The organism is Synechococcus sp. MVIR-18-1 (assembly GCF_014279835.1).
Lineage (GTDB): Bacteria > Cyanobacteriota > Cyanobacteriia > PCC-6307 > Cyanobiaceae > Synechococcus_C.
The window spans coordinates 2,348,301-2,373,673 of the sequence record NZ_CP047942.1; the positions used below are offsets into that span (position 1 = coordinate 2,348,301).

Below are 25,373 nucleotides of genomic sequence, written 5' to 3' on the forward strand. Positions count from 1 at the left end.
ACCACGATGGCTCCATGAAAGAAAAGATCATTCAAGACGTGGATTTGATCCACTCCAACACTGGAGTCTTGATTGGAACTGTGGTCCTCATCCTGCTCTGGCTTGTTCTTGGGCTGATGGAGCGGAGAGGACAACATCTTGGAGGAATGGTCGCGAGAGCTATCCGTAAGCCGTTGCTGTTAGGGCTAAGCGCCTCTATGTATTTGGGCTGGCTGGGACGTCAAATCGCCAGCAATGTGGAATGGCTCGATGGCAGCAATGCTTTAAAGCTCTCAGCAACAATCACGGTCGTCGCCGTCATGTGGGCGCTGAGCCGATTGGGCCATGCCGTCATGAAGACCAGACGTTTTGAACGCTGGCTCCAGATGGACGACCCGAAAGATCTGTCGATGGCGATCAGCTTTATCGGCCGGATCTACACGATTTTAATTCTGGTGATTGGCGCAGGCGCCTTAATGATCACCTTCGGCGTTCCCGCCACAGCCCTAGCCGCTCTAGGAGGCGGCGCTGGAGTCGGCCTCGCCTTCGGAACGCAAAACATCTCCCAAAACTTCTTCTCTGGTTTCATGCTGTTCTTTAACCGACCCTTTAAGGAGGGGGACTGGATTAGCACGAATGGAATGGAAGGAACCGTTGAAAATATCGGCTGGTATCACACACGCCTACGCACATTTGACCGCCGACCAATGTATATCCCCAACGCAGTCTTTGCGACCAATAGCATCATCAATCCTGGACAGATGTATAACCGCCGAATCCTGGCAAATATTGGCTTGCGATATGAAGATATCCCCGCGATGGATACGATTACCAAACAAGTGCGCGAACTCCTCAAAAACCACGACGCCATTGATACTAATCAGATCATTCTTGTAAACTTCAATGCATGGGAAAGCTCCTCACTAAATTTACAAGTTTACTGTTTCACCAAAACAACAAACTGGCAGGACTATTTAGACATCCAGCAAGAAGTTTTTCTGGAGATTGCAAAGGTCGTGAAAGCCAATAATGCCGATTTTGCCTTCGATTGCACGACCCTCTATCCAGCGCCCAATTTAAAACCAGAGCAACTATTTCCCTCCAGCTGAGACCCACTCTTCATCCCAAATCTGCCTACCGATTACGCGCTAGGGCAACCTTAGCCTCCGCTTCAGCAAGCTTTGCCTTGCATTCAGCCACCACCTCTGGCGGAGCCTTATCGGCAAATTGGGATTGCTGAGGCGTCCTGCTAGCCCCTTGATCTCCTTCTCTGCGTTGGCGACAAGAGCAAAACCGGCAGAGATGGGAACTGCTTTAAGTCGGAATCCCGAGAGATCAAGCTTACCGAGCTGCGCAGGACTGCCCAACCCAGATTCATTGAGGCAAACCAGCTGGCATTTCAGCATTTATTCACACCACATACAATTAGCTAAAGCCGCAAAGTACCCCCTGGCATGTCAACAAGAGCTCGAATAATCAACACCATCACAGCCGCAACAACGCTGTTGACGATGCTGCTCTCCGGTTGCTCATCAGCGAACAAGCCAGCGCAAACCCTCTATATCGCCTATCCAATTGCAGACAACGAATTCACACAGACCACAAAGGAACGTACAGAAAAGCAATTTCGCCTTTTTAATCAGCAATTCCTCAAAACAAATCCCAACACGCGTGTTGTCACTGTTGCCTACAAATTGAATACGATGAAGCGTCAGATCAAGGAAGACAGCGAACTCAACCTTGGGCCAGACCTAATATTGAGCACCAATACTCATCTACAAAGTTTTTATCTAGACTCATTAATAAGTGCCTTTCCCAACAGTTCTCAGTGGACACAACAATACGGCGATGTCCTCAAAAACCTCTCCATCGTCGACGACAAGCTTATCTTCGCTCCCTTTGTAATCTTCCCGCAAGTGTCGTGTTATAACAACAAGACCATAAAACAGCCGCCCAAAACAATCCAAGAATTGGTGAAGCTTGGTGCCAGCGGCATTCGTATTGGCTTATCAACGAAAACCTATGAGATCCAATGGACGGCTGGATCAACCGGTGCCATCCCAGAAATCAGCTCACTGGTGAACAAGAAAAATCAAAATAAACCAAAGCCAAAAATCAAAGAGTGGATCACATGGCTACGACAAGCGGCCCTCTACCAAAACATATTCTTTTACAGCCAGCAATCTGAACTGGTTAATGAATTGACTGCCAATAACCTTGACTGGATCACCTGCAATTCATTCGAAGCCCTGGAAATAAGAGAGACAATGGGAGAACAGCTCAGCATTGCCCCCCTTCCAGATGGAGTGCAAACAAAAGCGTTTGCAACGCCAACCATCTTCGCTTTTGGCCTAGGCACTGATTCAAGCCCATCACAACGGGCGCTCGCACTGAGTTATGTGAGATCGCTTACTAATCCTGTTGGACAACGGCAGGTGTCCCTTCGCACTGAAGGCTACCTTCCAGCGAACAAGGCTGTTGATATTCCGAATCAAAGCTCACGAACTCTCAAAGCTTACAACGATTCTTGGAACGATCAATCACTAAGTTATATCAAACAGTGGCCGATGATCACTCAATACCTAGCAACTGAACAGGGTTACCCTGCAATCGACAAAGTATTAACCGAGCTCTCTAGTGGGATTATCAGCGTTGACGAAGCAGTAAAAGCTTTCACCAACCATGACTCAAAAGGCAAGCAATGAATAATCTTCTCTTCGAAGTTTCATCCTGGACTGGATACATTGGTCGAGCAGCAGTTACCTGGCAGCTGATCTTGATTGGCTGCGCACTGATCGCTGATGTATTCATTCGCAACAAGCTGGGTACAAAAAATGTTTCACTCATCATTTGTCAGGCTGTAGGTCCTCTTGCACTACTTGGCATCAGCATTGTGCTTGGGTTGGCCTCCATTCCCACAGGAATCGCGAACCGCTTTGGATTGATCTGGGCAGCCTGGAACCTTCTTTTGTGGATCGAACTGAAGCTGATCCAACGCAACCCGAAGGATCGAAGAGCACTCTGGCTCAGGCGTCTAGTGCGGCCTGCCATTCTTGTTTCTGCACTGCTTTACTGCATCCAGAGACTCAGCAGTCTCTCATCCATTGGTCTTATTAGTGTGGGTACATTGCTGAATACCCAACTGGCGCTAGGCCAACTTTTTTACTCCTTAATCGGCCTCTATCTAATTCTGCTTGCCAGCGCACCGATCGCATTCCTGATCTCATGGATCTCAAAAGAAGGGCTTAAAATCAGCAATCAAAGCCGTGATGCGATTGAAATCATCGTTCGTTATTTAATCATCAGTTTTGGCCTCCTGGCTGTAGCCCTTCAGGCTGGTTTTAACCCAACAGCATTACTCACCATTTCAGCAGGTTTGTCAGTTGGTCTTGGCTTTGGCATCAAAGAAATCTTTGCCAATTTCATCAGCGGAATTTGGCTTTTGTTTGAAGGATCGATCCGACCTGGAGAGATTCTGATGATCAAAGGGGAGCCTTGCCGAGTCAACAAATTAGGACTTCGAGCCACATTTCTATCCCGTCAACGGGATGACGCTGAACTGATCATTCCCAATCAAACTTTTTTCACCCAAGATGCTGAATCATTCACAACTGGCGAAAACTACAGACGAGACGAAGTGGTTGTCGGTGCTGCCTATCACCATGAACCGCAGCAGGTGATAACACTTCTCGAACAGATCGCCTGCCAACATCCAAGAGTCTTGCAACATCCCGTACCCCAGGCTTTCGCGATCGACTTTGCAGAGTCGTCGATCAACTACACACTCAAATACTCGGGCCACAATCCCTTGGATGCTCGCACCGTGAGCAGTGACTTGCGTCAGGAAATCTGGACTGCATTCAACAACCACGGAATTGGCATCCCCTTCCCACAACGCCAGGTGTATCCGATGGAGTGGCCACCAAACAGGCAATCAAGCCTGCAAACCCAGCAAAACCCACACGAGCACTCCACAGCGGATCAGCAAGATCGGGGTTGAGCTTGCGCTCAGATCAACCCAGATCCGCCAACCGTCTGCGTGCCAAGTCAGCCTGAGCCTCCGCTTCAGCAAGCTTGGCCTTGCATTCAGCCACCACCTCTGGCGGAGCCTTATCCGCAAAGTTGGGATTGCTGAGGCGTCCTGCTAGCCCCTTGATCTCCTTCTCTGCTTTGGCGATGTCTTTTTCAAGACGACCCTGAAGCGCTTCCAGATCCACAAGGCCTTCAATGGGCAGCAACACCTGCAACTCACCGCTGATGCCAGCGAGTGCTTTCGCAACAGGTGCAGCCTCGGCCTGAGCCTGCGTCATCAACTCCACCGATTCCGCTCGCGTGAGCGCGGTGATATCAGGAGTCCCTTGCTCTAACACTGCCATCAGCTCTGGGCGGCTCGTCACGAAACGCACGGGCACCGATTGGGATGGCTTTAAGCCCGCCACCGCGCGCAAGTTACGCACCACTCGGATCGCAGCGATCAATTCAGAAAAGGACGCTTCCAAGCCATCATCCAAAGCAACCTCGTCCACAGCCGGCCAAGGCTGAAGCGCTAAGAACGTGATTTCGGGCTCAGCCGTCACGCTGTGCCACAGCTCTTCGGTGAGGTGGGGCATCAACGGATGCAACATCAAATGCATTTGGCTGATCACCTTTGCCAGCACCTGTTTGGCCGTGTGCTGATCCGCCAAAGCTGCAGTGCTGGGCTCCTCTCCTGGATTCAAGCGACACTTGCTCAGCTCCAAATACCAGTCACAAACATCGTTCCAAGCGAATTCATACAAGCCTTTAGCGGCTTCACCAAGGGCATAGCTGCTGTAGCGGGCTGCCGTTTCCCGGTTCACACGCGCCAAGCGCGACAAAATCCAGCGGTCGGCGAGCTGCAACGCCGACGGATCTGGCTCGCCGAGCTGTGCTGGTGTGGCTCCACCCAGATTCATCAGGGCGAACCTGGTGGCATTCCAGAGCTTGTTCGCGAAATTGCGCGAGGCCTCAACCGTGGCAGATGTGTCCTTCTTACGGTCGTAATCAAGGCGAATGTCTTGACCCGCGCCGGCCACCTCGCGCACGAGAGCGAAACGCAGGGCATCGGTGCCATAGCGCTCAATCAACAACAGGGGATCGATCCCGTTGCCGGCGCTTTTGCTCATCTTGCGGTTCTGCTCGTCCCGCACCAGACCGTGGATATAAACGTCCTTAAACGGCATCTCACCGGTGAAGGCACCAGCCATCATCGTCATCCGGGCCACCCAGAAAAAGATGATATCGAAGCCCGTGATCAAGGTGCTGGTGGGGTACCAACGCTGAAAATCAGCCGCATTCTCATCGGGCCAACCCAGGGTTGAGAACGGCCAGAGGCCGCTGGAAAACCAGGTGTCGAGAACGTCTTCGTCCTGCTCAATGCGGGCCTCAGCTCCAAACTTTTCTTTGGCTTGGGCAAGAGCATCGGCTTCGTTCCGAGCCACCACATAGGGCGTGGTGTCGGTGTACTTGCCGCCGGTTTCACTAATCACAAACCAGGCAGGGATGCGATGGCCCCACCAGAGCTGACGGCTGATGCACCAGTCGCGAATATCCGTAAGCCAGTCGCGGTAGACCTTTTCCCAGCGCTCAGGGATGAAGCGGGGATCCTGTTTGGCCAATGCTTCTCGACAGCGAGCCGCAAGAGGCTCGGTGTTCACAAACCACTGGGTGGAGAGCAGGGGCTCCACCGGCACCTTGCCCCGATCGGAGTGGGGAACGCTGTGGCGGTAGTCCTCCACCTTGACCAACAAACCCTCCTCGTCGAGGGCTGCCACCACAGCCTGACGCGCCTCAAAGCGATCCATGCCTTCGAAGCGGCCGGCTTCGGCATTCATCGTGCCGTTCTTGCGCATCACCGTGATCTGAGCCAAACCGTGACGCTGCCCAATCGCAAAGTCATTGGGGTCATGGGCCGGAGTGACCTTGACGCAGCCAGTGCCGAACTCCTTCTCCACGTGATCGTCGGCAACGATCGGGATCTGACGGCCCGTAAAAGGAAGGTCAAGGGTCTGACCCACGAGATGGGCATAGCGCTCATCGCTGGGGTTCACTGCTACTGCCGTATCACCGAGCATGGTTTCTGGCCGCGTCGTGGCCACCTCGAGATGGCCATCCCCACTGCTGAGCGGGTAGCGGAAATGCCAGAGATGGCCATCCACCTCTTTCATCTCCACCTCCAGGTCACTCACCGCGGAGCCCGAAGCAGGACACCAATTCACCAGGTATTCACCGCGGTAGATCAAGCCCTGCTCATGGAGACGAACGAAGGCCTCTTTCACCGCCTCGCTAAGACCTTCATCCAACGTGAAGCGTTGTCGCTTCCAGTCGACGGAATACCCCAACCGGCGCAACTGGTCGACAATGCGACCACCACTTTCTGCTTTCCACTGCCAGGCGCGCTCCAAGAAGGCCTCACGGCCAAGGTCATGGCGCGTCTTGCCCTCCTCCTTCAGCTGCTTCTCAAGGATCGTCTGCACTGCGATCGAAGCGTGATCCGTGCCCGGCAGACAAAGCACGTTTTTGCCCGCCAACCGTTGATAGCGCACGATCGTATCGATCAGAGCCGTATTAAAGGCATGCCCCATGTGCAGGCTGCCGGTGACGTTGGGCGGCGGGATGACCACTGCAAACGGTTCGCCCTCAGCCGCAGGATCCGGATGAAAGGCCCCCTCGTCCTCCCAGGCCTTCTGCCATCTGGCTTCCGTACCAACCGGGTCATAGGTCTTGGCCAGATCCGACACGGGGAGAACCCATACACGCCATTCATGGTCGCAAAAGACGTTTTCAGGCGGCTTGACAGCGATGATCAACCAGCATCAATGCCAAGGATCCATGGGCTCCACTTCCAACGATCTCAGCACTGCCATCCAGCAGATGCTTGAAACTGTGGCCCAGAACGATGAGCTCAAGAGGGGCTTGCGGATGGCCACCACAGCGGCTGCCGTTAGCGAGGTGGCAGCACTGGCAGGGTTTGAGATCGCCCCTGCTGCACTCGTGAAGCATTACGCCCAGCGCCTACTCGATGCACCCGATGCAACCGCAGTCCACAATTTCGACCTTTGCAGCTGGGATGCCGGTGAATTGCTCTGGGCGATGAACAACTGGAGTGTTCAGGACTGAGCAAGACGCTTGAGGTAATCCTGCTGAGCGCCCGCATTAATCCAACCCGTGGCAATCGTCTTACTCAGCTCTGGATTCACCCTGCCGCGGTGAATATGCGATGGGCCCGCTGGAAAGATCACTAATTTGCCGCGTTCGGCAGGTTCGTGATGGTTCTGCCAATGGAACTCCGTGCCTGCCTCTTCCACGGTGTCGCAATAAAGAATCCAAGCCAACACCCGATGCACGGGCTCAGTCGCTTCATCGCTGATCGTCCAATCGCAATGCCACTGCTTAAACCCTTCTCCAGGCGCGTACCGCTGCAAGTTAAAGATCGGCATCACAAACAACTCTTGTTCGGGGCAAACCGAACGAAACAGAGGTCTTTCCTGCACATAGCGCTCTAATCCAGCGGCAACGCCGCGCAAGACCACCTCAGACAAACCGAAGGCATCAGGATCACTGCGATCAATCGCGACCAAGCTGATATCCGTTGAAACCTTGGCCGGCTCCTCTCCGCCGCCAGGCCCGAAAGCCACCCCAGCCCGTTGCAAATCAATGCGGCGATCAAAAAAGGCCATGGCACCATCCGCCACCGCTTCGAAACCAGCGTTGCGATACCGCGCGATCAGGTCTTTAGACATCAGGATTCAGGACGTTTCCAAGGGATCGCAACAACGCCATCAAGGGCTTGCCACTGACTTTGGTCAGCTGTTACGAGCTCGAGCAAATCAGCCCTCTCTAAGGCACGGGTTAGACGTTCCGGTGCCAGCACCGAGGGATCTTGCGGGGCTTGAGACAGCAACAGCACTTGAGCATCAGCTGGATCCGCCAAGACATGGAGTTCAAGATCCCCCAACTCTCGTTCAAAAAATGTGCGACGCATCCGCATCGTGATCGGCTCCCCCAGAGACCTCGCGAAGTGCTCAAGGCTGTCTGTATCCCCTGAAAGGCCGCAATTCAAGGCAAGCCAAATCATTAATTTCGCCCAGCCATCCACCGTCCAAAGCGGTTGAAAACTGAGCCGGTGCTGTCGAATCAGCTCCAAAAGGGCAAAGTCCACAAGGGTTCCTTGCAGCTGATCAGAGTCCGGAAGGCCCATATCAAACATCGTCTTCGAGACATCTTCCCTGCCGAAGGTCAAAATGGTGGTGCTATCGATCGACTCTGGCCATGACCCTGGATCTCAACGATCCCGAACTCGAGTTCTCGGATCTGGTGTACGCCTATCAGAGCTGGGTGATGGCCGTCATCAATGACGAGAAGCTCGAAGGCGATGACCTCCTCCTGACGGACGAGATCGCCGAGGATGCTCTCAACGCCATGAGATTCCTTCCAGGCGAAGTCACCAGTGCAATTGAAACGTCTCTAGCCCGTGTCTACGACGTCGATGCCGACGAATTAGCGGAATTGCTCTTCCCCGAAGACTGATTCGAACAGCGAGACTGGATCTTCTCTGACGTCTGCTCCATGGGCTGGACCCTGAAGGACATCCCAGACCAAACGGGACGTGTGGCCCTCGTCACTGGGGCCAACAGCGGCCTGGGTTTGGAAACCAGTCGTGCGCTTTTAGAAAAAGGCGCAACCGTGCTCATGGCTTGCCGCAGCCAACGCAAAAGCGAAGAGGCACGACGCGACTTGCTGGATCAAGGCACAACGGGCGTTGACCTGCTGGATCTTGATTTATCCGATCTCAATAGTGTTGAGCGCTGCGCCAACGTTGTCCGAGAGCGTTATGGCCGCCTGGACCTGTTGATGAACAACGCTGGCCTGATGGCACCTCCACGGCGGTTGAGCGTTCAAGGCTTCGAAATGCAGTTTGCCGTGAACCATCTCGGGCACATGGCACTCACCCAACAGCTTCTTCCCCTGATGGAAGGCCGCCAAGATGCGCGGGTGGTCACTGTGACGTCTGGTGCGCAATATTTCGGCAAAATGGCGTGGTCAGATCTGCAGGGCGAGCAGCGCTATGACCGATGGAGCGCCTACTGCCAGAGCAAATTGGCCAACGTGATGTTTGCACTCGAGCTCAATCAGCGGCTTCAACAGCACAACAGCACCGTGATCTCTCTCGCCGCCCATCCAGGCCTCGCCCGCACCAACCTTCAACCGGTCTCCGTCGCCGCGACCGGAGCCTGGCAAGAGTCTCTGGCCTACCGAATCATGGACCCCTTATTTCAAAGCGCAGCGATGGGTGCACTCCCCCAACTCCATGCAGCAACAGCAAGCGTGAAAGGTGGAGAGCACTTCGGTCCGGGTGGCTTTGCAGCCATGCGCGGAATGCCGACACGTCAACCTGTGGCCCGTACAGCCCGAGACACCGAACAACGCAAGCGCCTTTGGACGACCAGCGAAGACATGATTCAATCCAATACGCGCAAGGTCTGAATCACCATGAAGACCCAGCCGACAGCGAGCCGACAGCGACAACAGCGCCTTCTTGACGCCTTGCGTGGCTGCGGTGACGAAATGAGTGGTCAACAGCTCCATCGGCTCTTAGAGAACGGATCCAGCGCCATGGGACTGGCCACGGTGTACAGAAACCTCAGACAACTGCAGCAGCAGGGTCTTGTGCGCTGCCGGCATCTACCCACCGGGGAGGCCCTTTATGCCCCGATCGAGCAGGACCGCCATCACCTCACCTGTGTGGACTGTGGAAGCACCAAAGCATTGGATCACTGTCCTATTCACGGACTCTCAATCTCAACCGAAGAGCAGTCTGGCTTCAAGATGTTGTTCCACACCTTGGAATTCTTCGGTATTTGCTCTGAGTGCCAACACAATCACCCTTAGCAATCCTGGGAATCCTGATCAGATCTCACGACACAGATTGGCGGCAAAGGTTCGTTTCTCGGCAAAACTACCCTTCGCTTCCTTAATCGCTTCATCCATGCAATGGTCGAAATTTCGAGCCTGATTTGCGATCGGGGCAATTTGAATCGCAAAATAAATCACAGAAAATGTGGCTAGCACCGGATAAAGGTGGGCATTGATCTGGTCGCGGACTTTAGACATGGACGTGGGGAAGCGGGTTGCTTAATTATTACCAATCATCCCCTCAAAAGCAGGAATTAAATGCAAATCGTTTCGTTGTTCGCTGCACAGAAACTCCATCAAAGCTCACCATGAGAATCACAATCAAACATTAGCTATAAAGCTAAATAGCATTTGAAGCACTCGCTAGAGCTATTGAACATGACATCCTTATTGATAGCAGACAATTAGCATCCAAAGAGATTTGCACCGCAAACTGATTGCTATCCTCAAGAAAATCAAATAGAGGTTTGAAGTATAAATAATAAAAAGCCCCGCTCAAAACGGGGCATGGTAAACATTGAATCAACGAGTCCAGACTCAAGCAGATCTCACCATTTCACGCGGATATCCCCACCATTGGGTCCCTGGAATGTGACACCACCCTGTGGCCTCTGAGGTTCATAGCGAGGCCCCCAATTAATAGGTCTGCGCCCTTGCCACCAGTCTCCGTTGCGCTTACAAGCGCCACGACCTTCATAGTGATAGCCGATCGCACAAACTTGATGATCCCGCCTCTTCTTGGGCTTGCAATAGCCAGAGCCGTAACCCGCTCCTGTCTGAACCCAGTGCCGATTAGGGCCACAATTTTGTGCCGCACTCACAGGCACACCCACAAAAGAGAGAGATTGCAATGCGGCAAAGCATACGATCGCCGCATGTTCAACTTTCAGCATCAATTTCAACCTCAAACTTCAACCATGGCACTGATCTAGATTAATATCGGCTATTCGTTGCAATCGTTGCAAATCACTTTAGTGAGCCCATGCCAAAGGGCAAAAGAAGGCAGATCATGACATCCAAGCGGATGGATGACCTTCAAAGCGATCCCGGGAGAGCACTTGCATTTAGCCACAAGAACCTATCGACAGTTCAGCTCAAATGCGTGTTCGGCTGATGGGGGGATTTCCCTGTCACGCACCGATCGATCAACTAGCGATAGTTACTGGGTTCTGAACTGAATCAAAATGTCTACTGAAATTCGAAATTGGGAAGTTGTTGCTAAAGCCATGGAGGCAACTGGCGCCACATCGAGCCAGATGTATCAACGCGCCAAAGCATTAGCTCAAGGCAAGCTTGACCCAATGCCAACCAGTTTTCCAGAGGCTCCATACAGCATCTCGGCTGTTCTTGGTTGATCGCGACACACCACCAATCCTGCCTTACAACGTGTCCCACCGTCCTCACCGGAGGCCGGACACAATTCATTCAGGTCCAACAGCAGCTCAACAGAAGTTTTATGACCACCCATCAGACCTTCAAACGCTACGCAATCCGATATCGAGACTCATCCGGTTGCTCTTACGAAGACAATGTTTACGCTTCAGATGCAATGGAAGCACAAAATCTAGCGATGGAATTCAATGAAGAACTCCAGAGAAGACCACATAGCATCACAGCTGTTCTACAAAGCCCCGACTAGAGATTTTGCGTAAATAAATCAAATAAATAAATAGATGGCAAAAATCGTAATAGCACCGTGATTTGGATTAGTCATATTAATCATGGCCTGAGTTCATCAGATCAAATACTTGATTTTCAGTAGCAGATGCTGGGTATGGCTTCCATGAACGTGCAAAAAAGCTCAATGACGATTAGCAATGATTGGGTTCGTTGCTTCCATCGTCACAGAATGGATGACTGAAGAGAGCTTGATACACGCTATTGAGCTTTGACAGAGTCACGCTAGATCAACTTATTTAATCAAAAACATGAAAGTTTTCTCGGCAATTGCTGTTATCACCCTGATCACAACTCCAGCCCAAGCAAGCATGAGAACAAAGGTCCCAAACCTCTTAATGGAAAAACTTTATTATGCAGAAGGACGTCAACACAAAGACCATCCGCTTCATGGGTCTTTTTCCGACCTCTGTTGTGGTGCAGATAGCTGAGGCCATCAACAATCCTCATACAACGAGTGAATAAATAAAGCACTCAGGAGTATTAAAGTGAACAAATATACCGAAACCATCAAACTGGGTTCATATAATAAGTCTGTTCAACGACATCTCCCTAAGCTCCACACTCAAACGTCCAAAACAATGATGATTTATTGGTCCATCTCATTCTAGATAGCATCGAGCTGTTAATCCACGATTGACTCAATAAAGATCATCTTCCGCATTTGCAGTCACTGAACAGTCACTAACGGGATACGAAACACACAAAAGAGCAAAGCCTGCAGCTATCTGGTCATCATCCAGGAAACTCTGATCACTTTGATCGATTGAGCCCGTCATTACTTTCCCAGCACAAGTAGAACATGCACCCGCTCGACAGGAATATGGCATATCGATTCCATTCTCTTCAGCAGCATCAAGGATATATTGATCATCTGGGCAATTGAAAACTGTTTCCTTCCCATCAGCAAGGATTGTTACCTTAAAATCAGCCATTTACAGAATTGCGATTGAGAGTGTTTTAGCCATTCCCGCTTGGCGAAAGCGAAAAATCAACAACTCCACACTTGAACACATCATTGAATCATCAGCTACATCACTACCCAATAATACTGCTATACAAATGAGCTCTAAGACTGTCAAAAAGTACCTTTATACCGCACAAAAGAAATTAAAAGAAGATACATTGGAGCATTTCTAATTAAATATTGAATATATTTTCCTTAGGGCCATAAGATCAAATCTATACCCAAAACTAGTCTGCCAGGCGAAGCCTTATCCAGCTTCAAGCTCAAACGACTGCTCAAGCAAACATCTGAAGAGCTGATCTTTACTTTCAGCTAGAAACTGTTGTTCGAGAGGATCACCACCAGGCCAATTACGAAGCGCGTCACATGTTGTTTTGTACGCTAATCGCAATGCCTCATGGCTCAAGTGAACGGTGGCGACGATTTCTTCAGAATAATCTTGTGACATTAGATAACTCGCTATTTTTCTGAAATCACGCGTGCAGTGGCAGCCTTTTGCATGAAGTAAAGGTCTAAAAGCTGTCCAGCAACTTCTTTGAGCTCATCCAGGTCACTGGCTTGCTGGATAGCCCCCTGAAGCTGAAGCTTCTCGAATTGAAAGTGGAGAGGCAAACTCATGGCGCAGCGGTATCTCCAAACGAATGTAAAGAACTATCAAGATTCGATTGGTAGTCATTTCTACTCAAAGCAAATCAAGTTCAAAGCATGGGGCAACGACAGCCCTCATTCCCCTTCTGTACCAAAGGCAAACGCATTCAGCGCACATCAGGCTGTGCCGCCGCAACCTCCCGCAAGCAACACATAAACGGGCATCACCCTTCTCCAAAGCGTCAAAAAGCCGTGTGCTACTGGGCTATTGAGGGTGAGCCGAAATGGGCGATCCAGGTTTCGAACCAGGGACATCCTGCTTGTAAGGCAGGCGCTCTACCGCTGAGCTAATCGCCCTTGCACAGGGATTCTGCCTGAAGGTGTCAGGCTATGTCCAACACAGTGCTTCAACAAGGATGGCTTCCGGCCGGGAGCACGATCGAGCCACCTGTGTGCTGGCTTTGCTCTATGGGGTCATTTGGTGGCCATGGCTGGGGATCAGCGGTGCTTCCTGCAGTGGACTGGCCTTTTTGTTCGGCGGACTCTTTCTTTCACCTGATCTCGATATTAATTCCAGGCCCTATCAACGTTGGGGTGTGCTGCGCTGGCTGTGGTGGCCCTACCAACGCCTGATCCGACACCGCTCGATGTTGTCGCACAGCCCTTTTCTAGGAACGGCCACTCGGATCATCTATCTCAGCTTTTTCGTGGCAACCGTTAGCTGGCTAGGTAGCCCTTGGGGAACCCCTACGCCAGAGCAATGGGAGAGCTGGCTGCAACAGACATGGAACGAATCATCAAACTCCGTTCTGGTCGTGCTGATTGGCCTTGAAGCGAGCGCTTGGCTGCATCTGATTCAGGACGGTGACCCCATGCCAAGACTGCCGATCAAGCTTCAGTGGCTTCGCAAGAGAAGACGCCGTCGTTGACTCAGGGCAACAAAGACTCCTCGACCTGCCCCCATGAGCGACGCCATGCACGATCTGGTCGAGGTGATCGCGCAATTGCGCGATCCCAACCACGGTTGCCCTTGGGACCTCAAGCAAACGCATCAGACCTTGGTGCCTTACGTCTTGGAAGAAGCTCACGAAGTCGTGGACGCGATCCGCCATGGCGATGATCGGCACCTCAAAGAGGAGCTAGGCGATCTGCTCCTGCAAGTCGTGCTGCACGCCCAACTCGCTCAAGAACAACAGCGCTTCGATCTCGAGGCGATTGCTCGTGGAATCACTGAGAAGTTGATTCGCCGCCATCCGCATGTTTTTGGCACTGCAGAGGCCCATGACAGCGAAACCGTCTCCGCGAATTGGGACGCCATCAAAGCCGCAGAACAAGCCGAGCGGGGCGAAAGTCCCTCCAACTCAACCAGCCCGTTGAGTGCTCAACTCACCAGAAAAGTTCGCGGACAACCAGCTCTGGCTGGAGCCATGACCATCTCGCGTAAAGCCGCCAAAGCAGGGTTTGAGTGGGATGACATGCAAGGGGTTTGGGACAAAGTGCATGAGGAGCTGGATGAACTCAAAGAAGCGGTGTCCTCCGGTGATCCAAAGCACGCCCAAGAAGAGCTCGGCGACCTGCTGTTCACGCTTGTGAATGTGGCTCGCTGGTGTGACATCCAGCCGGAAGAAGGCCTAGCAGGCACCAACCAGCGCTTTCTTGATCGCTTCTCTCGCGTGGAAGCCGCTCTGGGGGGAGACCTCCAAGACCGCAGCATCAAGGAACTGGAGACGGTTTGGCAGCAAGCGAAACTGGCAATCCGTGCGGAACAAGCCTCCAGCCCCGTAGCTCGCAACAACCATCCCGATTTGTGAGCATGAAGCCCAGCGTTCAATCGTCCAATGACGGACGCTGTTGGCGATTTTTTTTGATCTGACTGCGACGCCCCTTGGCCTCAAGGCGTCGCTTCACGGCACCTCGACCTGGACGCGTAGCTCGGCGCTGTGGAGGCGGTGGCTTCAAGCCTTCTCGCAATAAATCAGCCAATCGAGCCATCGCTCGCTGGCGGTTTTGCCACTGAGAGCGCTCCTCTGCAGCCACCACACGCACGCAGCCATCCGCTAATCGCGATGCCAGCACCTCCATCAGCCGTTGTCGGCGAAAGGGGCCCAGCACCGCCGAATTCGCCAGATCAAACACCAGCTCAACCCGAGAATCCGTGGTGTTAACCCCCTGCCCACCTGGACCTGAGGCGCGGGAAAATCGCCATTGAAGCTCCCTCGAGGGGATCACCAGGCGAGCATTCACGGTGAGATCCTGGGGCATCGATCCAGCACTCCTTCAGTGCATCCATCGCTGAACGAGCGATTGACACCCCTGACCTTGGCATCACGCCATCCAACCGGTGCTGGTTTTAGCTGGATAGAGCGAACGTCCAGCGCCCCGCCATGACCACTGCACCTGAAACCAGTGGCAACTGGATCGATGAACACCACAACGGCGTGCGTTATGGCCTGGAAGGCCGCGTGCTGGTGGACGAAACCAGCCCGTTTCAGCGCATCACCGTGATCGATAGCCAGCGCTACGGGAAGGGACTCCTGCTAGACGGCTGCTGGATGACCGCTGAGCACCAGGAACGCCATTACCACGAATCCTTAGTGCATCCTGCGCTCTGCACAGCCGAGGCCATCGAGCGCGTGCTGGTGATCGGCGGCGGTGATGGCGGAACCGCCCGCGAATGCCTGCGCCACCCAGGGGTAATGCACCTCGACCTGGTGGAGATCGACGGCCGGGTTGTAGATCTCAGCCAAGAGCACCTGCCTTCAATCGGTGGCGGGTGCTGGAACGACCCCCGCTTTCACCTGCATGTAGGTGATGGAATCGCCTGGGCCGCTGAAGCCGAAGACGCCTCTTACGACGTTGTTTTAGTGGATGGATCCGATCCCACAGGGCCCGCCGAAGGCCTGTTCAACCGAGCCTTCTTCAGCAACTGTTGCCGCATCCTCAAGCCGGGGGGGGTGTTTGCCACTCAAAGCGAATCACCCGAAGCCTTCCGCCAAGTGCACATCGACATGGTGAAGCTCATTCGCGAGCTATTTGGCCACGCTGATCCTCTCTATGGCTGGGTCCCGATGTATCCAAGTGGTTGGTGGAGCTGGACCTTTGCAGCCAAGGATGGGCCCCGCTATTTCACTGTTCAAAGCGAGCGCGCCGCAGCCGTGGCCGAAGGCTGTGCGATCTGGAGTCCCCGCTGGCAGCAAGGAGCCTTCAACACCATTCCAGCCTTCATTGAACGGGAACTCAATCCATGACCAATCCAACAACCCAAACGATTGATCAGAGCCTGTTTGACGACGAAGGCGCCATTTTCATGGGAGCACGGCGCAATCCAAGCGGATGCCGAGTGGCCTTATTTGGCGTTCCCTATGACGGCACCACCTCATTCCGCCCTGGCACTCGATTTGGCCCAGCCGCAATTCGTGAGGTGAGCACAGGTCTTGAGACCTACTGCCCCCAGCTGGATCGAGACCTCGAAGACCTCGCATACGCCGACATTGGAGCTGTTGAGATTCCCTACGGCGATCCAGAGCCCGTTGTGGATGCCGTGTGCCATGCCACCAGCACCGTGCTTGCTGCAGGCATGAAACCGCTGATGCTTGGCGGTGAGCATTCCATCAGTTCTGGTGCGGTTGCAGCTGTGGCGAAACAGCACCCCGATCTCGTACTGGTGCAACTCGATGCCCATGCCGACTTACGGCATGAGTGGCTTGGGGCCCGTCACAGCCACGCCTGTGCCATGCGCCGCTGTTTGGAGGTGCTTCCCAGCAAGCAGCTCATGCAGATTGCGATCCGCAGCGGCACCCGTGATGAATTCAAAGAGCTCCAGAGCAGCGGACGCCTGATTTCAGTGCAAGACATTCCGAATCGCATGAGCGAGCTCAGGGGACGGCCGATCTACCTCACGGTGGACCTCGACTGGTTTGACCCTGCCGTGATGCCCGGGACAGGGACCCCCGAACCAGGTGGATTTGTTTGGAACGATTTTGCAGCTGTGATCAACGAGCTACGCCATCACCGCCTCATGGGCGCAGACGTGGTGGAACTCGCTCCCCAACTCGATCCGAGTGGGATCAGTAGCGTCTTGGCCGCCAAAGTCACCCGCAGCCTGCTGCTGTTGATGGCTTAGTCGGTCACGTTTCAAAAGCTCAGGGATCAAGGCGTACGTGAACATCCACCTCGCCTTCACAATCAATGCAGCAATCAGCAACTACCTAGAAAATATGAAAAGAACGAACCTAAACGACAGGATTTATTAATTCCTAAATCTAAATTTCAAAAATTTTCAAAGAGCTGCAAGCCAACCAGTTCAATCCTCAGAGCCGAACTTTTAATTCGACATCCTGATCAGACGTTTGCATCGAATCACAAAGATCCAACTGACGATCCAAGGGGATCAATAAGGGCTCCTGAAGATTGAACTCAGGAAGGGATGGTGGACGACTCGTCCAGTGATGACAAAACACCTGGTTCGCCAACTCCGCATGAACAGAAAGTCGTCGTAAGCGACACCACCCAGACCCTGTTGCTGCAGGAGGTGTGCAATGCACGCAGGATTGGCAACTTGACTGAGTCACATCACACCTGCGCAAACGTGAAATCAGGCTAAGGACGCTTGCCAAAGCGGACCACAAAACCGCCGCAATCTGCTGCTTTGCTTCCAATTCCAGGATGAATTCCTATGGACGCGCAAATTGGTTCATAGGATTTAGGCGCTAGCGCTTCGGTCATGGATCAGAACCTCACACCGCTCCATGACCTCTGCCTCGCGGCTGGAGGTCGAATGGTGTCGTTCGCTGGATGGGAGATGCCCGTCCAGTTTTCAGGGCTGATGGCTGAACACAAGGCCGTACGCACCGGTAGCGGCATGTTCGATATCTCCCACATGGGAGTTCTACGGATTGAAGGTGCCAATCCCAAAGATGCTTTGCAACATCTTGTTCCGAGTGATCTGCACCGAATCGGTCCTGGCCAAGCCTGCTATTCGGTCTTGCTGAATGAACAAGGCGGAATCATTGATGACTTAATCATTTACGACCTCGGGCCATCGTTGCTGGACGCGAGCCACGAAACCTTGCTGGTTGTGATCAATGCAGCTTGCGCAGAAACCGACACCGCCTGGATTCGCCAACATCTTGAAGGAACTGATCTGCAGGTCCTCGACGAAAAGAAGGATGGCGTCTTGCTCGCTCTCCAAGGGCCAAAGGCAATCGGCCTCCTGGAGCGATTAAGTGGCAGCGATCTCAGCGAACTGCCGCGCTTCGGCCACTGCAGTCTCAACATTCAAGGGCTCACAGCTCCAGTCTTCACAGGACGCACGGGCTACACGGGAGAAGATGGCGTGGAGTTGCTTCTCAAGGCAGACGACGGACGCAAGCTATGGCAGCACTTGCTCGAGGAGGGTGTGACACCTTGCGGCCTAGGCGCTCGCGACACCCTGCGTCTGGAGGCAGCCATGCATCTCTATGGCCAAGACATGGACGCTGCCACCACACCCTTTGAGGCGGGCTTGGGATGGCTGGTGCATCTGGAAATGCCCGCCACTTTTATCGGGAGGAAAGCCCTTGAGCAAGCCGCTGAACAGGGACCGTCCAAGCGTCTCGTGGGATTGAAACTTCAAGGCCGTTCCATTGCCCGCCACGATTACCCCGTCATCCACAACGGATCGACCGTGGGCGTCGTAACAAGCGGCAGCTGGTCTCCCACGCTCCAAGAGCCCATTGCCCTCGCCTCCCTTCCGCCAGCCCTCGCCAAGCTCGGTACAGAGCTCAGTGTGGAAATCCGCGGGCAGCTACAACCAGCCACCGTGGTGAAACGCCCCTTTTATCGGCGTTCCTAGTCGGAGCGCACGGGCCTCATGGCACAGGCTGTGGGAAACTCGCCTCTCTCCAGCGAAACCCCCATGCGCAGCAACGGATGCGGCGACCTGCGCGACACGCACATCGACGAAACCGTTCAGCTCTGCGGCTGGGTGGATCGCCGCCGCGATCATGGCGGGGTGATCTTTATCGACCTGCGCGACCGCAGCGGCACGGTTCAAATCACCGTGGATCCCGACCTTGGCGCTGATGCTTTTGCCGTCGCCGAACACCTGCGTAGCGAAACCGTCTTGCAAGTCCAGGGCAAGGTGCGAGCCCGTCCTGGTGAGTCGCTGAATGACCGCCTTGCCACCGGTGCGGTGGAAGTTTTAGCGAGCAGCATCCACGTGCTCAACAGCGTGAAAGCCACGCTTCCATTCCCAGTGTCGGTCCATGACGAGGAAAACACGCGCGAAGAACTGCGCCTCCGCCACCGCTTCTTAGATCTGCGCCGTAAGCGCATGAGCGACAACTTGCGCTTGCGTGCCAAAACGATCCAGACAGCGCGTCGATTCCTTGAAGACGAAGGCTTTATCGAAGTTGAGACTCCGGTCCTAACCCGCTCAACACCAGAAGGCGCCAGGGATTACATCCTTCCAAGCCGCGTTTGCGGTGGTGAATGGTTCGCACTTCCCCAGTCCCCACAGCTGTTTAAGCAGCTGCTGATGGTGGGCGGCATTGAGCGGTATTACCAAGTGGCTCGCTGCTTCCGCGATGAGGACCTGCGGGCAGATCGACAGCCTGAGTTCACGCAACTGGACATGGAGATGAGCTTCATGGGCCAGGAGCAAATCCTCGAGCTCAATGAGCGTTTGATTGCTGCGATTTGGAAAACGGTCAAGGGAATCGACCTGCCACTGCCGTTTCCACGCCTGACCTGGCACGAGGCGATGGATCGCTACGGGACGGATCGCCCCGACACCCGTTACGGCATGGAGCTCACCAATGTGAGCGACATCGTGAAAGACATGGGTTTCAAGGTGTTCAGTGGAGCCGTGAAGTCCGGCGGCTCCGTGAAGTGCATTGCGGTTGCAGGAGGCAATGACGCTGTATCCAACGTGCGCATCAAACCCGGTGGCGACGTGTTTAGCGAAGCCCAAGCGGCAGGAGCCGGTGGCCTGGCCTTCATCCGGGTGCGTGAGGGCGGCGAAATCGACACCATCGGTGCGATCAAGGACAACCTCTCAGAAGAACAGAAGCAAACCCTGCTGCAGCGCACCGGGGCTCAGCCCGGAACCCTGTTGCTCTTTGGTGCTGGAGACACCGCAACAGTGAACAAAGCTCTTGATCGCGTGCGCCAATATCTCGCCAAAGAGATGGGGCTCGTCAAGCCCGACAGAGACAACGATCAGTGGAATTTTCTGTGGGTCGTCGATTTCCCGATGTTCGAATTCAACGAGGACGAAAATCGGCTCGAAGCCCTGCACCATCCCTTCTGCGCCCCGAACACCACCGACCTGGGCGACAAGGCTGAGGAGTGGTCCAAAACCCTTCCCACAGCTCGCGCCCAGGCCTACGACCTAGTGCTCAACGGCTTGGAACTAGGAGGGGGCTCCCTGCGTATTCACGACTCCGCCCTGCAGCGAGAAGTGCTGAACAGCATCGGGCTTGCTCCGGAGGAAGCTCAAGAGCAGTTCGGATTCTTGGTCGATGCGCTCGACATGGGAGCACCTCCCCACGGTGGACTGGCTTTTGGTGTGGACCGAATGGTCATGCTGCTCGCTGGAGAGGACTCGATCCGCGACACGATCGCCTTCCCGAAAACCCAGCAGGCACGCTGCCTAATGACTGCTGCACCTGCTGGTGTCTCTGCGCGCCAGCTCGACGATCTGCATGTCGCCAGCACCTGGGTGGATCCCGTGACAGAGAACACTGACTAGTCGCAACGCAAAACCCGAACAGAAACCAACGTTTCTGCAGACCATGTGGCTTAAACCGAGACCCTTGAGACATCTCATCGAATACTCAGTCCCTTGCCCGCCAGCTCCTCATCAACGGGATCAGCCCCGATCCGCTGGAGCGGCGGCAATGACCTGTTGCGTCTCTACCTGCAGGACATCGGTCGGGTGGACCTGCTCACCGCTGAAGACGAGGTGTTGTTGTCGCGGCTCGTACAGCAATACGAGCGCCTGAAGCGCGAAGAACGTCACTTAGCCGAAGAGCATCCAGCGATCGAACGGTTGCTATGCCTGGAGGAACTGCAGTTGAGAGAGGCCAACCATCTCTCTCACTGGCCCACCAGACAGGAGTGGGCACGGGCCGCTGAGATCCCTTTACAAGAACTGAACCAGGCCATCACCAAGGGCTATGAAACCTGGGCGGGTCTGATTGACTCCGACAGCCGCGAGCTTCAGCGGCGTCTCCGCGAAGGGCGAAAGGCTCGTGACCGGATGATCCAGGCCAATTTGCGCTTGGTGGTGGCCGTCGCGAAGAAGTACCAGCACCGAGGCATGGAACTGCTGGATCTGGTGCAAGAGGGCACCTTGGGGCTCGAACGGGCGGTCGAAAAATTTGATTCCACCCGTGGCTTTCGCTTCAGCACCTACTCCTACTGGTGGATTCGCCAAGGGATCACACGGGCGATCGCCACCCAAAGCCGCACCATCCGCCTCCCCGTCCACATCACCGAAAAGCTCAACCGCATCAAACGGGTGCAGCAAGAGATCGCCAGCAATGAAGGGCGCACTGCTTCGATGTCAGATCTTGCGAGGGAGCTCAGCGTCAGCGAAGACACGGTGCGTCAAACCCTGGCTCGCGTTCCACGGTCTGTTTCTCTGGAAACCAAGGTGGGCCGGGATCAAGAGACCCAGCTTGGGGAGCTCCTCGAAGACGAACACGCCACACCAGAACAAACCCTGACCCGCGATGCACTCCATGACGATCTCGAACATTTGCTTGATGAGCTGACCCCGAGGGAAGCCACCGTGATTCGCTGTCGCTTTGGACTCGAAGACGACACCCCCCGAACCCTCGCCCAAATCGGCGAAGACATGAACCTCTCCCGCGAACGGGTGCGTCAGATCGAAACCCGTGCCCTTTTAAAACTGCGTCAGCCCCAGCGCCGGAGCAAGGTCCGCGATTACATCCAATCCCTGGACTCTTAAACCCACCACTCGTTTAATTCCCATCAACCATGGCTAGTCACTCCGCCATCGACATCGGCATCACCAGCGCACAACGGGAAGGGATCGCTGCTGCACTCAGCCAACGGCTCCAAATCCACGAAAAAACAGCCTGGATGCTGCGCAGCCTGCTCGAAAACTAAGCATCACTCCAGGCTGGAGCTGACCGCAAGCTCAAAGGGGACCGCCCGATTGGGAAGTCTCAACAGTTCAGCGCTCATAGAAGCGATGTCTTCGGGCTGGGTCATCGCTTCAGCGTCCATCGATTGCGTTGGCCAGCGGTCGCTCGAACCGCTGCGCACAGCAGCCGCCATATCCGTATTCACCCAACCAGGACAAATCGCCGTCACCCGAATTCCAGCAGCCCAACCCTCGTTGCGCATGGTTTGGCACAGACCAAGCAGGGCAAATTTGCTAGCGCTGTAGGCAGCCAGGCGACCTTTGCTGCGCTTCCCGCTCATCGAAACCAAAACCTGAATGCGACCTTCCCCGTGGGATGCCAACTGCGGCCAGGCGGCACGCGTGAGCCACCACGGTCCCATCAGGTTCACATTGATGGTGTGAGCGATGTCTTGTTCTTCGCCGGGCTCAAACAGGAGCGGCACGCGGCTGAAGATCCCAGCGCTATGGATCACGCTGTCGAAGCCGCCGAAATGCTGATTGGTGGCCTCGACCCAAGCCTGGGCTGCCGCAGGGTCCTCCGCGGCATAAGGACATAGCAACACCCGTTCGCTTCCAGCCCGGTCGGGATCAAGGGGCGTCTGCTTCAAGGCTTCCAGATCACGAAGCCCAAGGCTGAGGCGGTGGCCGTCGGCAAGAGCGCGTTCCGCGACCGCACGACCAATCCCACGGCTTGCACCACTAATCAAGAGAGTGCGCACGGCTACCAGGGTGAGGGTCTACAGCGGTAAATTGACACGTTGCCGAGCAAGCCATGGCCAAGTTCGTGTTTGTAACCGGCGGTGTGGTCTCCAGCATCGGCAAAGGGATTGTGGCCGCGAGCCTCGGACGCCTGCTGAAGTCTCGGGGCTACAGCGTTTCAATCCTGAAGCTGGATCCCTACCTGAATGTGGACCCAGGCACCATGAGCCCGTATCAACATGGTGAGGTGTTTGTCACCGAAGACGGTGCCGAAACCGATCTCGATCTCGGCCACTACGAACGCTTCACCGACACCGCCATGTCGCGCCTGAACAGCGTGACCACCGGCTCGATCTATCAATCCGTCATTAATAAGGAACGCCGCGGCAGTTACAACGGCGGAACCGTGCAGGTCATCCCCCATATCACCGGTGAAATCCGCGACCGCATTCACCGTGTGGCCGCCAACAGCAATGCCGATGTGGTGATTACCGAAATCGGCGGAACCGTTGGTGACATCGAATCGCTGCCGTTTCTAGAAGCGATTCGCGAGTTCCGAGGGGATGTGGGACGACAAGATCTGGCCTACATCCACGTGACCCTGCTCCCGTTTATCGGCACCTCGGGAGAACTGAAAACCAAGCCAACCCAGCACTCAGTGAAAGAGCTGCGCTCAATCGGAATCCAGCCAGATCTGCTCGTCTGTCGCAGTGATCGCGACATTAACGATGAGCTCAAACGCAAAATCGGAGGCTTCTGCGGGGTTCCCCAGCGAGCGGTGATCCCCTCCTTGGACGCCGACAGCATTTACGCCGTACCGCTCACGCTTGAAGACGAAGGGCTGTGCCGTGAAGTCCTCGACGTCCTGGACCTCGAAGATCACGACAGTGACATGGTGGATTGGGCGCAATTGGTGCACAAACTCCGCAATCCTGGTCCTGCGGTCAAAGTCGCATTAGTGGGCAAGTACGTCCAGCTGAATGACGCCTACCTGTCCGTCGTAGAAGCCCTACGCCACGCCTGCTTAGCCCAGGATGCCTCCCTGGATCTGCACTGGGTCTGCGCCGAAGAAATCGAAAACCAGGGAGCTGATCCCCTTCTCAAAGGCATGGATGCCGTGGTGGTTCCAGGAGGATTCGGCAATCGTGGAGTGGACGGCAAAGTGGCCGCCATTCGCTGGGCAAGGGAGCAGCGCGTGCCATTCCTTGGCCTTTGCCTTGGGATGCAATGCGCCGTGATCGAGTGGGCACGCAATTTGGCAGGACTTACCGATGCCACGAGCGCTGAGCTCGAGCCGGGAACCACCCATCCTGTGATCCATCTCCTCCCTGAGCAACAAGACGTTGTTGACCTGGGAGGCACGATGCGCCTTGGCGTCTACCCCTGCCGGGTCTCTGCAGACACCTTGGCGTCAAGGCTTTATGGAGAAGAGGTGGTATACGAGCGCCATCGCCACCGCTTCGAATTCAACAACGCCTACCGAAACCTGTTTCTCGAGTCTGGCTACGAAATCAGCGGAAGCTCCCCCGATGGCCGCTTGGTGGAACTGATCGAACTCCCCGAACATCCCTTTTTCACCGCCTGCCAGTACCACCCTGAATTCCTATCCAGACCCGGCCGGCCCCATCCCCTATTCCGAGGTCTGATCGAAGCGGCGCAACAACGCTTGCCCTCCAGCCCAAGCGAAGCGATGCGCCAGCAAACCAATGCAGCGGCAGGATCCAGTCATGGCAACCTGCAGCCTTGAGCGAGTCTTTACCGGTTGTTGAGACCTTTCACTCTCTTCAAGGAGAAGGGATCCACGCCGGCAGGAGTGCCTTTTTCATCCGCCTGGCGGGCTGCACTGTGGGTTGCACCTGGTGCGACACGAAGCACTCATGGCCTGCAGACTCCCATCCCAAGCGATTGGTGATGGACTTGGCAACGGAAGCCACGGCTGCCGCTAAAACCGGAGCCGCCTTTGTGGTGATCACCGGTGGTGAACCGCTGCACCACAACCTCGCTGCGCTTACCGCTGCGATTCGCGCAAACTGCGACCAGCCGGTGCATCTTGAAACCAGTGGTGTCGACCAATTGAGCGGTGCCCCCGACTGGATCACCCTTTCACCCAAGCGCCATAAGCCTCCAAGGGCGGAGGTGGTGCAGGCGTGTCATGAGCTCAAGGTTGTGGTGCACGAGCCTGCCGATCTGCTGTTTGCGGAGGTGGTTGCAGCACAAGCGCCCCAGGCCCATTGGCTGCTTCAGCCTGGCTGGGAGTCTGAAACGGGTCAGCAGCTCGCTATCGAATTCGCGAAAACCAACACGAACTGGCGCCTAAGTCTGCAAAGCCACAAATGGCTCAAGGTTCGCTGAAGAGCTCGTAGCTCAAGAAAACAAACCAGGACAACTCAATTA

The 25,373-nt window shown here is 54.8% G+C and carries 28 protein-coding genes, 1 tRNA gene and 1 pseudogene; 18 read left to right on the forward strand and 12 right to left on the reverse strand.

Features of this window, described 5'->3' with window-relative positions:
* The first annotated feature begins 14 nt into the window (after nucleotides 1-14).
* Complete coding sequence (locus SynMVIR181_RS12645; protein ID WP_186589472.1) at nucleotides 15-1,088, forward strand: mechanosensitive ion channel family protein; 1,074 nt, start codon at nucleotides 15-17, stop codon at nucleotides 1,086-1,088.
* 25 nt (nucleotides 1,089-1,113) lie between these two features.
* On the opposite strand, the pseudogene SynMVIR181_RS13470 reads toward SynMVIR181_RS12645, so the two are convergent.
* Nucleotides 1,114-1,262, reverse strand: a pseudogene (locus SynMVIR181_RS13470) (hypothetical protein); the annotation flags it as partial.
* Nucleotides 1,263-1,484: 222 nt separating this feature from the next.
* On the opposite strand from SynMVIR181_RS13470, the gene SynMVIR181_RS12655 reads away from it, so the two are divergent.
* Together SynMVIR181_RS12655 and SynMVIR181_RS12660 are read left to right on the forward strand one after the other, a co-directional pair.
* On the forward strand, nucleotides 1,485-2,684 hold the full coding sequence (locus SynMVIR181_RS12655; protein WP_186589473.1) for a hypothetical protein: 1,200 nt from the start codon (nucleotides 1,485-1,487) through the stop codon (nucleotides 2,682-2,684).
* The gene (locus SynMVIR181_RS12660; protein WP_186589474.1) at nucleotides 2,681-3,979 is read left to right on the forward strand and encodes a mechanosensitive ion channel family protein; all 1,299 of its coding nucleotides are present in this window, start codon (nucleotides 2,681-2,683) and stop codon (nucleotides 3,977-3,979) included. Before SynMVIR181_RS12655 ends, SynMVIR181_RS12660 begins: the two co-directional genes overlap by 4 nt.
* Nucleotides 3,980-3,992: 13 nt before the next feature.
* Here SynMVIR181_RS12660 and SynMVIR181_RS12665 read toward each other — a convergent pair whose 3' ends face one another.
* On the reverse strand, nucleotides 3,993-6,737 hold the full coding sequence (locus SynMVIR181_RS12665) for a valine--tRNA ligase (RefSeq protein ID WP_186589475.1): 2,745 nt from the start codon (nucleotides 6,735-6,737) through the stop codon (nucleotides 3,993-3,995).
* Between the two features lie 91 nt (nucleotides 6,738-6,828).
* Here SynMVIR181_RS12665 and SynMVIR181_RS12670 point away from each other — a divergent pair, with 91 nt between their 5' ends.
* Complete coding sequence (locus tag SynMVIR181_RS12670) at nucleotides 6,829-7,116, forward strand: hypothetical protein (protein ID WP_255444319.1); 288 nt, start codon at nucleotides 6,829-6,831, stop codon at nucleotides 7,114-7,116.
* On the opposite strand, the gene SynMVIR181_RS12675 is transcribed toward SynMVIR181_RS12670, so the two are convergent.
* Both SynMVIR181_RS12675 and SynMVIR181_RS12680 read right to left on the reverse strand, forming a co-directional pair.
* A complete protein-coding gene (locus tag SynMVIR181_RS12675) occupies nucleotides 7,107-7,739 on the reverse strand; it encodes a 2OG-Fe(II) oxygenase (RefSeq protein WP_186589477.1) in 633 nt (210 codons plus the stop codon). The genes SynMVIR181_RS12670 and SynMVIR181_RS12675 overlap by 10 nt on opposite strands.
* Nucleotides 7,739-8,206: a protein phosphatase gene (locus SynMVIR181_RS12680; RefSeq protein WP_186590688.1), complete on the reverse strand. Its 468-nt coding sequence runs from the start codon at nucleotides 8,204-8,206 to the stop codon at nucleotides 7,739-7,741. The genes SynMVIR181_RS12675 and SynMVIR181_RS12680 overlap by 1 nt, the downstream gene beginning before the upstream one ends.
* Before the next feature lie 62 nt (nucleotides 8,207-8,268).
* On the opposite strand from SynMVIR181_RS12680, the gene SynMVIR181_RS12685 reads away from it, so the two are divergent.
* Genes SynMVIR181_RS12685 through SynMVIR181_RS12695 form a run of 3 tightly spaced genes read left to right on the forward strand, consistent with a single transcriptional unit; the run spans nucleotide 8,269 to nucleotide 9,888 of the window.
* Nucleotides 8,269-8,526: a hypothetical protein gene (locus SynMVIR181_RS12685; RefSeq protein WP_186517071.1), complete on the forward strand. Its 258-nt coding sequence runs from the start codon at nucleotides 8,269-8,271 to the stop codon at nucleotides 8,524-8,526.
* Between the two features lie 39 nt (nucleotides 8,527-8,565).
* The gene (locus tag SynMVIR181_RS12690; RefSeq protein ID WP_186589478.1) at nucleotides 8,566-9,483 is read left to right on the forward strand and encodes an oxidoreductase; all 918 of its coding nucleotides are present in this window, start codon (nucleotides 8,566-8,568) and stop codon (nucleotides 9,481-9,483) included.
* Nucleotides 9,484-9,489: 6 nt separating this feature from the next.
* The gene (locus tag SynMVIR181_RS12695) at nucleotides 9,490-9,888 is read left to right on the forward strand and encodes a transcriptional repressor (protein ID WP_186589479.1); all 399 of its coding nucleotides are present in this window, start codon (nucleotides 9,490-9,492) and stop codon (nucleotides 9,886-9,888) included.
* A gap of 18 nt (nucleotides 9,889-9,906) precedes the next feature.
* Here SynMVIR181_RS12695 and SynMVIR181_RS12700 read toward each other — a convergent pair whose 3' ends face one another.
* Nucleotides 9,907-10,110, reverse strand: a complete 204-nt coding sequence (locus SynMVIR181_RS12700; protein WP_186589480.1) for a hypothetical protein — start codon at nucleotides 10,108-10,110, stop codon at nucleotides 9,907-9,909.
* A gap of 986 nt (nucleotides 10,111-11,096) precedes the next feature.
* Between SynMVIR181_RS12700 and SynMVIR181_RS12705 the strand changes: the two genes are divergently transcribed.
* A complete protein-coding gene (locus SynMVIR181_RS12705; protein ID WP_186589481.1) occupies nucleotides 11,097-11,267 on the forward strand; it encodes a hypothetical protein in 171 nt (56 codons plus the stop codon).
* Between the two features lie 963 nt (nucleotides 11,268-12,230).
* On the opposite strand, the gene SynMVIR181_RS12710 is transcribed toward SynMVIR181_RS12705, so the two are convergent.
* From SynMVIR181_RS12710 to SynMVIR181_RS12725, 4 genes are all read right to left on the reverse strand, one after another.
* A complete protein-coding gene (locus SynMVIR181_RS12710; RefSeq protein ID WP_186589482.1) occupies nucleotides 12,231-12,524 on the reverse strand; it encodes a 2Fe-2S iron-sulfur cluster-binding protein in 294 nt (97 codons plus the stop codon).
* A gap of 491 nt (nucleotides 12,525-13,015) precedes the next feature.
* A complete protein-coding gene (locus SynMVIR181_RS12715; protein WP_186589483.1) occupies nucleotides 13,016-13,174 on the reverse strand; it encodes a hypothetical protein in 159 nt (52 codons plus the stop codon).
* 147 nt (nucleotides 13,175-13,321) lie between these two features.
* A complete protein-coding gene (locus SynMVIR181_RS12720) occupies nucleotides 13,322-13,459 on the reverse strand; it encodes a hypothetical protein (protein ID WP_186589484.1) in 138 nt (45 codons plus the stop codon).
* Nucleotides 13,430-13,501: transfer RNA gene (locus tag SynMVIR181_RS12725), tRNA-Val, on the reverse strand. Before SynMVIR181_RS12725 ends, SynMVIR181_RS12720 begins: the two co-directional genes overlap by 30 nt.
* Nucleotides 13,502-13,560: 59 nt before the next feature.
* On the opposite strand from SynMVIR181_RS12725, the gene SynMVIR181_RS12730 reads away from it, so the two are divergent.
* Both SynMVIR181_RS12730 and mazG read left to right on the forward strand, forming a co-directional pair.
* A complete protein-coding gene (locus SynMVIR181_RS12730; RefSeq protein WP_186589485.1) occupies nucleotides 13,561-14,073 on the forward strand; it encodes a metal-binding protein in 513 nt (170 codons plus the stop codon).
* 33 nt (nucleotides 14,074-14,106) lie between these two features.
* Nucleotides 14,107-14,955, forward strand: a complete 849-nt coding sequence (gene mazG, locus SynMVIR181_RS12735) for a nucleoside triphosphate pyrophosphohydrolase (RefSeq protein ID WP_186589486.1) — start codon at nucleotides 14,107-14,109, stop codon at nucleotides 14,953-14,955.
* Nucleotides 14,956-14,971: 16 nt separating this feature from the next.
* Here mazG and arfB read toward each other — a convergent pair whose 3' ends face one another.
* On the reverse strand, nucleotides 14,972-15,406 hold the full coding sequence (gene arfB, locus SynMVIR181_RS12740; RefSeq protein WP_186517105.1) for an alternative ribosome rescue aminoacyl-tRNA hydrolase ArfB: 435 nt from the start codon (nucleotides 15,404-15,406) through the stop codon (nucleotides 14,972-14,974).
* A gap of 122 nt (nucleotides 15,407-15,528) precedes the next feature.
* Between arfB and speE the strand changes: the two genes are divergently transcribed.
* Together speE and speB are read left to right on the forward strand one after the other, a co-directional pair.
* Nucleotides 15,529-16,392 (forward strand): polyamine aminopropyltransferase, encoded by an 864-nt coding sequence (gene speE / locus SynMVIR181_RS12745; RefSeq protein ID WP_186589487.1) that lies wholly within the window; start codon nucleotides 15,529-15,531, stop codon nucleotides 16,390-16,392.
* On the forward strand, nucleotides 16,389-17,267 hold the full coding sequence (speB, locus tag SynMVIR181_RS12750) for an agmatinase (RefSeq protein ID WP_186589488.1): 879 nt from the start codon (nucleotides 16,389-16,391) through the stop codon (nucleotides 17,265-17,267). The genes speE and speB overlap by 4 nt, the downstream gene beginning before the upstream one ends.
* A 187-nt stretch (nucleotides 17,268-17,454) precedes the next feature.
* On the opposite strand, the gene SynMVIR181_RS12755 is transcribed toward speB, so the two are convergent.
* Entirely contained in the window at nucleotides 17,455-17,715 is a 261-nt protein-coding gene (locus SynMVIR181_RS12755; protein WP_255444321.1) for a hypothetical protein, read from the reverse strand.
* Between the two features lie 152 nt (nucleotides 17,716-17,867).
* On the opposite strand from SynMVIR181_RS12755, the gene gcvT reads away from it, so the two are divergent.
* From gcvT to SynMVIR181_RS13385, 4 genes are all read left to right on the forward strand, one after another.
* On the forward strand, nucleotides 17,868-18,977 hold the full coding sequence (gcvT, locus tag SynMVIR181_RS12760; RefSeq protein ID WP_186589489.1) for a glycine cleavage system aminomethyltransferase GcvT: 1,110 nt from the start codon (nucleotides 17,868-17,870) through the stop codon (nucleotides 18,975-18,977).
* A gap of 63 nt (nucleotides 18,978-19,040) precedes the next feature.
* Nucleotides 19,041-20,876 carry an aspartate--tRNA ligase gene (aspS, locus tag SynMVIR181_RS12765; RefSeq protein WP_186590690.1) on the forward strand — a complete coding sequence of 612 codons (1,836 nt, stop codon included), beginning with the start codon at nucleotides 19,041-19,043 and terminating at the stop codon, nucleotides 20,874-20,876.
* Between the two features lie 93 nt (nucleotides 20,877-20,969).
* A complete protein-coding gene (locus SynMVIR181_RS12770; protein ID WP_186589490.1) occupies nucleotides 20,970-22,100 on the forward strand; it encodes an RNA polymerase sigma factor, RpoD/SigA family in 1,131 nt (376 codons plus the stop codon).
* A gap of 29 nt (nucleotides 22,101-22,129) precedes the next feature.
* Nucleotides 22,130-22,261, forward strand: coding sequence for a hypothetical protein (locus SynMVIR181_RS13385; protein ID WP_255444322.1), 132 nt, complete (start codon nucleotides 22,130-22,132; stop codon nucleotides 22,259-22,261).
* A 3-nt stretch (nucleotides 22,262-22,264) separates the two neighbouring features.
* On the opposite strand, the gene SynMVIR181_RS12780 is transcribed toward SynMVIR181_RS13385, so the two are convergent.
* A complete protein-coding gene (locus tag SynMVIR181_RS12780) occupies nucleotides 22,265-22,999 on the reverse strand; it encodes an SDR family NAD(P)-dependent oxidoreductase (protein ID WP_186589491.1) in 735 nt (244 codons plus the stop codon).
* Nucleotides 23,000-23,052: 53 nt separating this feature from the next.
* On the opposite strand from SynMVIR181_RS12780, the gene SynMVIR181_RS12785 reads away from it, so the two are divergent.
* The gene (locus SynMVIR181_RS12785; protein WP_186589492.1) at nucleotides 23,053-24,726 is read left to right on the forward strand and encodes a CTP synthase; all 1,674 of its coding nucleotides are present in this window, start codon (nucleotides 23,053-23,055) and stop codon (nucleotides 24,724-24,726) included.
* Nucleotides 24,723-25,331 (forward strand): 7-carboxy-7-deazaguanine synthase QueE, encoded by a 609-nt coding sequence (locus SynMVIR181_RS12790; protein WP_186589493.1) that lies wholly within the window; start codon nucleotides 24,723-24,725, stop codon nucleotides 25,329-25,331. Before SynMVIR181_RS12785 ends, SynMVIR181_RS12790 begins: the two co-directional genes overlap by 4 nt.
* Nucleotides 25,332-25,373 lie beyond the last annotated feature (42 nt).